The organism is Planctomycetia bacterium, from assembly GCA_021413845.1.
Classification (GTDB): domain Bacteria; phylum Planctomycetota; class Planctomycetia; order Pirellulales; family PNKZ01; genus PNKZ01.
Window position 1 is genome coordinate 1 of the sequence record JAIOPP010000087.1, and the last position, 11,159, is coordinate 11,159.

Annotated in this window: 9 protein-coding genes; all 9 read left to right on the forward strand. The window is 61.9% G+C overall.

Going from position 1 to position 11,159, the window contains the following annotated elements; translation table 11 throughout:
• A partial coding sequence (locus K8U03_15960; protein MCE9606391.1) for a hypothetical protein occupies nt 1-687 on the forward strand: 687 nt, incomplete at its 5' end.
• Nucleotides 684-1,550, forward strand: coding sequence for a hypothetical protein (locus K8U03_15965; GenBank protein MCE9606392.1), 867 nt, complete (start codon nt 684-686; stop codon nt 1,548-1,550). The genes K8U03_15960 and K8U03_15965, both read left to right, overlap by 4 nt.
• A gap of 499 nt (nt 1,551-2,049) precedes the next feature.
• Complete coding sequence (locus K8U03_15970) at nt 2,050-3,513, forward strand: CpaF family protein (protein ID MCE9606393.1); 1,464 nt, start codon at nt 2,050-2,052, stop codon at nt 3,511-3,513.
• A complete protein-coding gene (locus K8U03_15975; GenBank protein ID MCE9606394.1) occupies nt 3,510-4,370 on the forward strand; it encodes a type II secretion system F family protein in 861 nt (286 codons plus the stop codon). The genes K8U03_15970 and K8U03_15975 overlap by 4 nt, the downstream gene beginning before the upstream one ends.
• A gap of 15 nt (nt 4,371-4,385) precedes the next feature.
• Nucleotides 4,386-5,288 (forward strand): type II secretion system F family protein, encoded by a 903-nt coding sequence (locus tag K8U03_15980; protein ID MCE9606395.1) that lies wholly within the window; start codon nt 4,386-4,388, stop codon nt 5,286-5,288.
• 45 nt (nt 5,289-5,333) lie between these two features.
• Nucleotides 5,334-6,110 (forward strand): hypothetical protein, encoded by a 777-nt coding sequence (locus K8U03_15985; protein ID MCE9606396.1) that lies wholly within the window; start codon nt 5,334-5,336, stop codon nt 6,108-6,110.
• 36 nt (nt 6,111-6,146) lie between these two features.
• Nucleotides 6,147-7,967 (forward strand): putative Ig domain-containing protein, encoded by a 1,821-nt coding sequence (locus K8U03_15990; GenBank protein ID MCE9606397.1) that lies wholly within the window; start codon nt 6,147-6,149, stop codon nt 7,965-7,967.
• A gap of 40 nt (nt 7,968-8,007) precedes the next feature.
• The gene (locus K8U03_15995) at nt 8,008-9,378 is read left to right on the forward strand and encodes a tetratricopeptide repeat protein (GenBank protein MCE9606398.1); all 1,371 of its coding nucleotides are present in this window, start codon (nt 8,008-8,010) and stop codon (nt 9,376-9,378) included.
• Between the two features lie 102 nt (nt 9,379-9,480).
• On the forward strand, nt 9,481-11,130 hold the full coding sequence (locus K8U03_16000) for a caspase family protein (GenBank protein MCE9606399.1): 1,650 nt from the start codon (nt 9,481-9,483) through the stop codon (nt 11,128-11,130).
• Nucleotides 11,131-11,159: the final 29 nt, after the last annotated feature.

Sequence of the window (11,159 nt, forward strand, 5' to 3'; positions counted from 1 at the left end):
ATCGCGGCCGGCCGCGGCTGGTCTTTCGAGCAAACCGGCTGGTCCGTACAGTTGCACACCATCGCCGATGCCGAGATCGCCGGTGAACTCTCTCGCCGTCTTACCGATCCGGCTACTTTCGGACCGATGCTCGATACCGAACGCTCTATTCTCGATGTGCTCAACCAAATGCCGAACGTGGCGGCGGAGCGCGACGGCGGCGTCGACCACGCTTACGAAAGTCCTGCTTTTCGCTATGTCGTCCGCACGCGCACCGTCGAAAACGTACGCCGCGTCGCCTGGGCTCGGGGAGCCGTGCGCCGCAACGACCTGGAATGGACCGTGCTCGAAGCCCGCCCGAGCAACGCCTCCTCCGCGATCGAAAGCCTCGGCGTGCTGCTGCCGAGTCCGCCTGCGACGAAGCGGATCGCTGCCAGGCTCGACCGGCATGGCGCCATCGCCTGCGAATTTCTTCGTAGCCCGGGCCGGCTCGCCGACCTCGTCGATTATTGGCGCGCTCACGACGTCGCCACGACGCCGAGCAGCACAGGCTCGCAAGGGGTCCAAGAGTTACAATGCCGGTTTCAAGGCCGATCGTTTCAGGTCGCGGCCCTCTCCGAATCACAAACTCTCGGCACCACGCTGATGATCGTCGCTTTAGATCCTCCTTCCGTCACTTCTTCCTCGGCTCTTCCGTCGGCACCATGAAAAAACTAACGCAGTTGATGATTCCTCTGGGGCTCGGCATCGCGGCGTTCGTGATGAACTGGATGGCGGTGCAGCCGCAACTCGGCCGCGAGTTCGTCGTCGCTTCCGGCGCGATCGAGATCGACCAACCGCTCAAGGAAGGAAACCTTTCGCGTTTCAAAATCGTCGGAGAAAATTTCGATCGCTTGAAACAGACGCTAGTGCCTTGGGAAGAGCGTGCCGCGTTGCTCGGCCTTCCGGTGCAGCGCCGGTTACAGGCGGGCGACGTTCTCTTCTGGCAAGACGTCCGCTATGTCGCCGCCGACTTCCTGACGGAGCCCGATGAGATTCCGCTGCACGTTTCGCTCGAAGGGGTCGACTATGAGCCCAACCTGCTGAAAGTCGGCAACCAAGTCGGGCTCATCGTGCCGTCGATGCCAGCGGCTTCGGCCGACGCGACGCCGAGCGCAGGCGCCACCTCGACCGGTCCGACGCAGTACGAAGAGCTCGGGCCGTTCCGAATCCTCAGCATCGGGCTGCGCACCGAAGCGGCACCGAACGAAGATGCCAAGTCGTCGGCCCAACGAGGAAACGTCCGCATTCTCACATTGGCGATGAAGACCGACGCCCCTCGCCCCGAGACGACGAGCCCGACCTCGCGCTCGCTACCTGCCGCGGCGCAAAAACTTTTATATGCCCAAAGCTTGCGACGCAGCGACGGCAAGGCGATCGTCGCGATGGTCTTATACCAAGACATCGCCAAGCTCCGCCGCCTCCGCGAAGCCGCCGCGACCACGGCAGCGCCGACCGGCACCGGTCCCGCTGGAACAACTCCCATCGGAACGGCGACGAAAAGCATTCCTGAAGAGCCGAAGAAGCCGTAGCGAAGAAGAACGAGTTACGAGAATCATTGCCGACGCGCAAGGTCGATCGAACACTATGCGAATTCGCTACAACCATCTCCTCGACAACAGCCCCCACGTTTACGACGTGCGCGGCAACTATCTGCGCATCGGGCGAGCGGCCGATAACGAGATCACGCTGAACAGCCCGTTCATTCCCGATCGGGCCGTGGAGATGGTCCGTGTCGCGGCGGGATGGGATTTGCTCGTGGTTTCCGGAACGTGCGTCATCGACGACCAAGACCTGCACGTCGGCGATCGGCGCACGCTGGCCGACGATTGCCGACTAGGGCTCGGTCCGTTTTCGTTGCAGTTGGAGTTTCCGCGCACGGCCCGACAGACCGACGAACAACGGCGCCGCGAGATCGACGATCGCCTGTCGGAGTTCGTCATGGCCGTACATCTTGAACTGCTGGAGCGGATGGACTTGAAAAGTCGCGGTGTCGGCGAGGTCGGACTCAACGACGAATTCCTCCTGACGATGGAGCGCAACATCGAAGAGATCGCGCGCCTGCGCGACATGTTGAAGCCGGAACACGACGCGCTCGTCATACAAACCGCCGGCCATGCCCTACGCAGCGAACTGCTCAACAGCCTGCTCGCGGCTGCGCAAACCGGGCCCGACGTCTTCTCCGGCGACCGCCATTGGAGCCGGATCGTCTCGACCGTGGCGGATCGCGAAAGGGAATTGGCCGAGACGAACGAACGGATCGCCAAGCGGCTGGAACTGAAAAGCCTCGCCGGCCTCACCGAGCGGCTCGACGCCGTCGATCGTAAATTCTGGACGATCTACGCCGCGCTCGTCGACGGCGTGCATCACGACTTTCGCGAGTATCTGGCGTTTCGTTATCTCAAGAAGCAGATCAAAGACATCGTCTTCGGCTACGGCCCGCTCGAAGACTTGCTACGCACGCCGACCGTCTCCGAGATCATGGTCGTCGATCGGGAGCATATCTATATCGAAAAAGGGGGCGTGCTCGAAAACTCGGGACGCCGCTTTACTTCCGACGAAGTGACGGCCGCGATCATCGACCGCATTGTTTCTCGCGTCGGTCGGCGCATCGATAAATCGCAGCCCCTCGTCGACGCGCGCTTGGCCGACGGCAGCCGTGTGAACGCCGTCATTCCGCCGCTCGCGGTCAGCGGCCCCTGCCTCACGATCCGCAAGTTTCCATCGCGCCGCATGCGCGTGGCCGATCTCGTCGCGAAGGGGAGCCTGACGCCGACGACGGCCGCATTCCTCAAGGCCGCCGTGTTGGCACGCGCCAACATTCTGATCGCCGGCGGCACGGGAAGCGGCAAAACGACGCTGCTCAATTGCCTAAGCGATTTCATCCCGGACAAAGAACGGATCGTCACGATCGAAGACACGGCCGAACTGCAACTGGCGAAAGAGCATGTCGTGCGGCTCGAAACGAAGGTGGCGAACGTCGAAGGGCGGGGCGAGTACACGATCCGCGACCTCGTGAAGAATTCGCTCCGCATGCGGCCCGATCGGATCGTGGTGGGGGAATGCCGGGCCGCGGAAGCGCTCGACATGCTGCAAGCGATGAACACCGGCCACGACGGCTCGATGACCACGATCCATGCGAACAACGCCTCGGACGTGGTGCTGCGCTTGGAAGTGCTCGTGCAGATGGCGGCCGACTTACCGATCCAATCCATTCACCGCCAGATCGCCTCGGCGATCGATCTGATCGTGCAGACGGCTCGCGTGCGCGACGGATCGCGGCGGATCACGCAGATCACGGAAGTCGTCGACTACGACGAACGGAACGGACGCATTCGCCTGAAAGACTTGTTCTTGCTGGAAACCAACGACGGCCGGATGCAACTCGCCGCGACCGGCTGCTTGCCGACGTTCATCGATCGACTGATCGAAACCGGCTTGCTCGACCTCAGCGCGTTCTATCTCGACGAACCCGATCCGGCGGCGCAACCATGACATCTTCGAGCCCTGCACTCTGGCTGTTTCTCTCATCCGTCACTTACGGCGCGGCGGCGTTCTTTCTCACGCGGCTCATCGAGCCGGCCTGGGATCGGATCACGTCGAGCTATATTCGCGACCTTCAGCCGATGCTCACGGCGCTAAACCTCGACGACGGCCGCATCCCGCAGCGCATGCGCTGGTGGGGGATCGCGATGGCGGTCGCGTTTCTGTTCGTCGCTCTCGGCCTCGGCATGTGGCCGGTCGCGTTCGTCGTGACTTACATGATCTACGCCGCCCCGCGCATCTATCTCCAAGCGTTGATCGCGAAGCGTTCGTTTCTGCTGCGCGATCAACTGGTCTCGGCAGTGACGGGCCTGGCGAACGCCACTCGAGCAGGGTTGTCGCTGGCTCAAGGGATCGATAACGTCGCCCAAGAAACTCCGGAGCCGTTGGCTGCGGAGCTGCATCGTATCGTGCGCGACTATCACGGCGGCCGGCCTTTGGCTCACGCGCTGAAAAGCGCGCGCGAGCGATTGCAACTCGACGGCTTCACGCTGTTCGCCTCGGCTCTGCTCGTAAGTCTCGAACGTGGGGGAAAGATCACCGAAGCGCTCGATCGGATCGGCCGGAGCTTGCAAGAGAACCAACGTCTCGAACGGAAACTTCAAGCGGAAACGGAAAGCGGTCGCAAGGTCGTGGTGATCTTAGCCTCGTTTCCGTTCGTCTTTCTCGGCTTGTTCTACTTCCTCAATCCCGAAGGGACGGGGCTCCTCTTCACGACGCTTGTCGGTCAGTTGGTGCTGCTGGTCGTGATCGCGATGGTGTATTTCGCCGTGCAATGGGCCCGACGAATTCTCGCCCTCGAAGTTTGACGAAAGACTAGGTTTATGGATCGGATTCAATGGTTACTTTGCGGCAGTGCGACGGCAGCCGGGGCCGTGGCGTTGTTCGCCTGGCTCGTGTTGCGCTTGGCGTGGCGGCCGCGCGTGCGCGAGGCGGCGGCTTGGGAATTCGAAGCCGCTCGTCGGCTCCGGCTGGCCGAGAAGAACTCGGCGTATCGCTGGTTCGAGCCGCTGGTCGACGAGTTGGCCGCGCGGGCACGTCGCGCACCGCAGAAGGTCGAAGAAATCGGTCGGAACCTGATCGCCGTCGATGAGCCTTTGCCGTGGAAGCCCGAAGAGTATGTCGCCGTGAAGCAATTGGAAGCCGCGATCGGAGCGGTGTTCGGCTTGGCGATCGGCACGCTCTTCGGCGGCATCTTTTGGGGGCTGCTCGCCGCCGGCGCTGCGTTCTACATTCTCGTCCGCATGGGCCTGCAAGATCTCGGCGAGAAGGCCGTGAAGCGCACCGGCACCTTGAAACGCCGGCTGCCGTTCACGATCGATCTGATGGCGCTCATGCTCGAAGCCGGCGGCGGCTTGTTGGAGAGCTTGAAAACGTTGGTCGTCGACCTGCGCGGGCATCCGCTCGGCAACGAGTTGGAATTGATCGTCGGCGAGATCCAACTCGGCCGCTCGATGCACGACAGCCTCGTTCGCTTTCAAAAGCGGGTGCCGGATCCCGACGTCGCCGAGTTGGTTTTTATGATCAACAAAGGAGAAGAGTTCGGCACGCCGCTCGCACAGACCTTTCGCCTCCAGGCCGAGCAGATGCGGTTGAAGCGGTCGCAATGGGCCGAACGCGCGGCCGGTGCGGCGCAGGTGGCGATCGTGATGCCGGGCATCATCATCATGATCGCGTGTTTGCTGATCATCGGAGCCCCGTTCATTTTGTCGGCGTTATACATTTAGCGTTATACATTTAGCAAAGACCGTCGCTCAAGCAGCTCAAACCCTATGCCCGCCAAACTCACCGTCACCGCCGGCCCGCTCCTCGGTTCCGAACTTTGGATCGAGTACGAGGTCGTACGAATCGGCTCGGCCGACGATTGCGAACTGCAGCTCGTCGCAGCGGGCCAAGAGCCGCATGTCGTGACGTTGCGTTACGCCGAGGGCCGGTACCTGCTGTACAACCGGGGTGCGCAGCCGCTCCGCTTAGATGCGAAGCTCGTCGAACCGAATGCTTCGGAGGAATGGCGCAAAGGGAAGACGCTGCAACTTCCAGGCGGTACGTCGCTGCGCATGGAAACGACCGGCGACGGCGCACCCGCTTTGCGTGCCGCTGCGACAGCGCTCCCCACGCTCGCCGCCACGGCCGAGGCGATGCAAGCCGAGGTCGCGGTGCCGCTCGCTCTTCAATCGGTCGAGGGAGCGAAAAAGAAGCAAACCGGTCAAGCGATCGTCATTGCGCTGCTCTTCGCGGCCGCAATCGGCGTGCTTCTAATGGACGACCCGAAGCCGAACGCCGCGGGTACGAAAACGAAAACTTTCGCCGAACTCTCCACCGAACTGCGCAACGATGCTTCCCTGACGCCGGACCTTTGGATTCGTTTCAGCGAGGCCTATACTTCGGCGTATCGCGGACGGGCCGATGCCGCCGAGGTGGCTTACCGCCGCTTGCGCGATCGGATCGAATGGGAGAAAAGCATGTTGGCGCAAGACGGCCGTGCCGTCCCGGCGTCGTTGCTCGAGGCCGATGCCTACGTCAAACACCGGCTCGGCGAGAAGCGTTAATCCTCCGAATCGAAAAGCCTTTAGGATCTGCACGACATGCCCAGCGCCGGTGATTTCGAAACGTGGGAACTGCTCGGACGCAACGCCTACGGCGCCGTCTATCGAGGCGTGCAGTTTTCGTTGAAGCGCGACGTCGCGATCTTCGAGCTCGATGCTGGCTTGCGCAAGGAAGCCGAACACTCGCCCCGTTTTTGGGACGACGTTACGCAAATCGCACAACTCACCGACGACGCGCTCGTGCCGGTGTTTGCGATCGATCGCAAGCTCGGATGGATCGTGATGGAGCTGATGTCGGGCCACTGCGGACAATTGCTCGACAAGCCGCTGTCGGTCGAGGTCGCGCGGTCGATCTTGCGGCAAGGGCTGGCGGGCCTGCGCCGGTTGCACGAAGCCGGCCGCACGCACGGCGATCTTCGGCCGGCGACGTTGCTCATTCATCGCAGCGGTCGAGTGAAACTGAGCTTTGCGCTCGGCGCGGCGATGACAGGAGGCTTGCCGTATCAACGGCGCGAGATGAAGTATATCGCGCCGGAATTGGTAAGCCCCGCGCTCGGCGAGTTCGGGCCGCGAGCCGATTTATATTGCCTCGGCTTCAGCGTGTTGGAATTGTTGCTCGGCCCTAAGTTCGCGACGCGCTTCGCCGGCGTCGGCAACGAAAGCGAAGCCGACAACCGGACTGCTTGGATGCGCTGGCATGCCGACGAAGCGGCCCGCTTGCCGAACGTCGAAGAATTGGTTCCCGGCGCGGCGGGCCCGTTGGGGGTCGTCCTCGATCGGCTGTTGAAGAAGCGCTCGGCCGATCGTTTCGCTTCGGCGGAAGAAGCGCTGGCGCTCTTGGCCGAAGCGCCGCTCGTGCCGGTGATCGCTCCGGGAAGCGCGGCCGACGGTTCTGCGGGAGGAGCGGCGTTGGTTGGAGAAGTCGATAAGTTGCTCGATCCCTCGTCGCGATACGACGTCGTCGCTCCGGCATCGTCCGGTGGAGCGGCCGGTGCGTCGGCATCGGCTTCATCGCAGCCGCGCAAGCAGGTTGCGGCGCCGTCGAAAGGAGCTGCGGCGAATGTGAAGAATAAGAAGTCGCAACTCCCGGCGATTCTCGTCGGTCTCGGCTTCGCGGCGATCGTCGGTTGGATCGTTCTTTCCGATAGTCGAAAGTCGGGGCCTGCTGTCGATGATGCGGCCTCTAAGGTTCCTGCATTGAGCGAGCCGCCGCCGAAAGAGGTGCCGAAGCCGGCCGCGGTCGTGAACCAGCCGCCGGTGCTGACGTTGCCGGCCGAACAGACGATCACGGCCGAGTCGCCGTTTCGAACGACGATCAAAGCCGTCGATCCCGACGTGCCGCCGAACGTCGTTCGCTATCGCTTGGTGGATGGCCCGAGCGGCGCTCTCTTGGATGCCGCGACGGGCGTATTCGCTTGGACTCCGCCGGCGATCGATGCACCGCAACGAGTGGAACTGAATGTCGTCGCGGAAGACGACGCGACGCCGAAGCAAAGCGCTGCGGGAAAATTCGTGTTGCAAATAATACCGCGCAACAAGCCTCCGACGATCGACCCGATTGCCGATGCCGTCGTCGAGTTGCCGCTCGATCCGGAGATCGATGTGCCGGCCGTTTCGCTGCGCGTGCGCGCGACCGATCCCGACGATCCGGGCGGGCTGCCGCGGTTCGTGTTGGTCGAGCCTGCGCTTCCCGGCGCCAAGCTAGACGCCCGCACCGGACGATTCACGTTCACGCCGCCGGACGCCGCGCTCCTGAAACCGGGGAGCTATCCCGTGGCGATCGAAGTATTCGATCAGGGTTCGATCCCGGCGTCGACGAAAGCTGAGTTTAAGATCATCGTGAAATCGACCGCTCCTTAATCGTGCGTGCCGAATCGTACTTATCAGGTGAATTATGGTCGTGTGTCGTGTTGCTTTCGTCTTACTGCTGGCCGTGTGCTGCGGTGCGTCGCAGTTTATGCACCAAGCAAGGGGCGCGCAAGGCCCGACGGAGTTGGTCGCCGCGGGGAATGCCTCGCTCACGGCCGGCAACGAGGAGGAGGCGTTGAAATCGTTTTCGGACGTGTTGCGCGCGGAGCCCGCGAACGTCGGGGCGAAGGTCGGTCGGGCCGAGATTGCGATGCGCCGCGAGTTGTACCCTCAGGCGATCGCGGGCTTCTCCGCCGCCGTCGCCGCCGAGCCGAACAGCGCCGCACATTATGCACGCCGCGCGGCCGCCTATGCCGGCGACTTGCAATATGCCCCGGCCGTGGCCGATTGGACGCTTGCGATCGAACGCGATGCGAAGCAGCCGGCCTATCTAGTCGGCCGCGGCGATGCCTACCTCGCGCAGAAAAACACCGACGCCGCTCTGACCGACTACATCGCCGCCGTGCGTGGTTTTCCCGACTATCTGCCCGGGTTCTTGCGATTGGCCCGAACGCAGTTGCGAGTGAAAAAGGACTTGAGCCGGGCCGCGAGCACTTACACCGATGCGCTCCGGATCGATCCGAAGTGCGTCGAGGCATTGGTCGGCCGGGGAGATACTTATCTGCAAGACGAACAATACTCGGTCGCTCTACGCGATCTCACGCAGGCCGTCGAGTTGAAGAAAGACGATGCGCCGGCGCGAAGCTTGCGCGGCGATGTCGAACTGCTGCACGGCCATTACAAGGAGTCGGTCGCCGACTACCGCAAAGCGGTTGAGCTTGAGCCGCGCAACGCGCTGTTTCATTGCGACCTCGGCTGCGCGCTCGTTCGGTCGGAAGACTACGCGGGCGCGATCAAGAGCCTGAAGCGCTCGGCGAAGCTCGACCCGAAGATGAGCCGCGCGTTCATCTATCTAGCGGTCGCGGAGTTTTCGCAGGGGAACCAGTCGGCCGCGCAAGCCGCTTTGGACGGCGCGAAAAAACTCGACGACAAATGGAAGGACGCGAAACTCGAACGCCGGCATTCGCGCTTCATCGCGTTTGCCAACGGCACCGATAAGCCGGTCGAGGTGAAGGTATGGTATTTCACCGATGCGATCGACGGACGTTTAGCGTGGTATCCTGCGGAGCCTGGGCAAGGAGAACCGATCACACACAAGATCAAAGCCCACGACACACTGTATCCAGCGTACAAAGGAATGCGGCTTCCCGTCGCGAAGCTCCGCTTTACGGTGCGCGCGGACGACGGCTCGTTCACGATCGATCGTTTTCAAAACACGGATTTGGACGCCGCGCCGACAGGGGGATACATTGATACTGCACCTCAAACATTCAGTTTCCCGATCGTTTTGCCCGAAAAATGACGGTTGCCGAAAATATCGCGCGGGATGTGTAACATTCGCCGGCGTCTTGCGCTTTCGCTGGGTAGAGCCGATCGAAGTCCTTCAGATTTGGGAGTCGTGGTCATGCGAAACTTCGTCCGATTCGTGATGTGCGTCGGCTTGATGGTTTCGGCAGGCGCGCAAATCGGATCCGCCGCCGAAGAAGACATCATCATCAAGAAGCCGGCGGCTAAGAAAGTTCCGCTCGATCTCGACGCGGTTCCCGGCCGGCGCTACGGCCTGCTGGTCGGCGTGAACGACTACACCTATTTCAGCGATCTCGCTTACTGCAACGACGACATCGGCAGCTTGAGCGATGCTCTCCAAAAGTCGGGCTTCGATGCACGAGACTTGACGGTGCTGCGCGATGGGCTGACCGATCATCATCTGCTGCCGTTTCGCAACAACATTCTCACGCAGCTGAAGAACTTGCTCGAGTCGGTACGCACGAACGACTTGGTGATCGTTGCCTTCAGCGGCCACGGCGTGCATCTCGCCGGCAAGAGTTATCTCTGCCCGACCGACTCGCAACTCGACCGCGCGGGCGAGACGATGATTCCGCTCGACACGCTGTATGAAATGTTGCAAGGGTGCCAAGCGTCGCAGAAGTTGCTGATCGTCGATGCTTGCCGCAACGATCCGACTCCCTCCGGCACCCGTTCGCCGGCGGGCATCGACCAGACGAACGAGTTCACTCGATCGCTCCAGCAGCAACAGCCGCCGCGCGGCACGATGCTGTTCAATAGCTGTGCGCCGAATCAATACTCGGTCGAGGATCCCGACTTCAAAAGCGGCGTATTCATGCACTACTTGATCGCCGGCTTACGGGGCGAAGCCGATGCCGACAAAGACGCGAAGGTCTCGCTCTTCGAACTTTATCGCTATGCGGAATACGAGACGAAGACCTACGTTCGCCGAACGCGCAACCTCGTGCAAACGCCGGTGCTCAAAGGAGAAGTGACCGGCGTGTACGAGCTTGCGGTCGTGAGCGAGAAGTCGGCGGAGTTGCCGAAAGCCGACCCGCTCGCAAACACGGCCAAGCAGGCGACCGTGATCCCGAGCACGACAGTGCCGAACAATACCGTGCCTGCCGCCGTCGCATTCGGCCTCGAGAAGCCTGCCGTCGCAGACACGGCGCTGACGAAGTCCGTGATCGATGAACACCCGTTGTTGAAACAGGGGAATCGGTACTTCGCGGAAGGAAAGTACCCAGAAGCGATCGACACCTTCACGAACGCGATCAAGGTGGAAGAGAACAAAACCGTGATTCGGGAAGCGTTTAAACGCCGCAGCGCCGCCTACATGGCCGCCGATCCGAGCGCCAACGTGATGAAAGCGTTGTCCGATAGCCAAGCGGCGGGACTGCCGAGCCTGACGGCGCAGATTCGCGGCAACGACGCCAAACTGATGGACGCCAGCCGCGTCGTCGCTACGCTCAAGAGCGGGCAGTTCGTGCAAATCAGTTCGGTCAACACCGTGTGGTTGCAAGTCGTCTCGGTCGACGGCAACGACTCCATCATCGGCTGGTTAGAGATGAAGAACCTCGGCGAGCAGAAAGAACAAATCGTCGTCGCACCGCAAACGGTGCGGCCCACGTATCCGCAGTACCCGCAATATCCTCAGAATTCCAACGGCGGCAATCGTCCGCTCTCTCCGCGTCCCAACGGCGGCGGCGTGGGGGGAGGAATCATCCGAGGTCTCGAACGAGAAATGATTCGACAGATTTTGAAGTAAACACTCGCGGTCGTTTTTCTCCGCTTGGT

Excerpts from the sequence above, each read along its gene's own strand:
- K8U03_15965 (MCE9606392.1), top strand. The coding sequence starts at position 684 with ATGAAAAAACTAACGCAGTTGATGATTCCTCTGGGGCTCGGCATCGCG.
- K8U03_15970 (MCE9606393.1), top strand. The coding sequence starts at position 2,050 with ATGGAGCGCAACATCGAAGAGATCGCGCGCCTGCGCGACATGTTGAAG.
- K8U03_15975 (MCE9606394.1), top strand. The coding sequence starts at position 3,510 with ATGACATCTTCGAGCCCTGCACTCTGGCTGTTTCTCTCATCCGTCACT.
- K8U03_15980 (MCE9606395.1), top strand. The coding sequence starts at position 4,386 with ATGGATCGGATTCAATGGTTACTTTGCGGCAGTGCGACGGCAGCCGGG.
- K8U03_15985 (MCE9606396.1), top strand. The coding sequence starts at position 5,334 with ATGCCCGCCAAACTCACCGTCACCGCCGGCCCGCTCCTCGGTTCCGAA.
- K8U03_15990 (MCE9606397.1), top strand. The coding sequence starts at position 6,147 with ATGCCCAGCGCCGGTGATTTCGAAACGTGGGAACTGCTCGGACGCAAC.
- K8U03_16000 (MCE9606399.1), top strand. The coding sequence starts at position 9,481 with ATGCGAAACTTCGTCCGATTCGTGATGTGCGTCGGCTTGATGGTTTCG.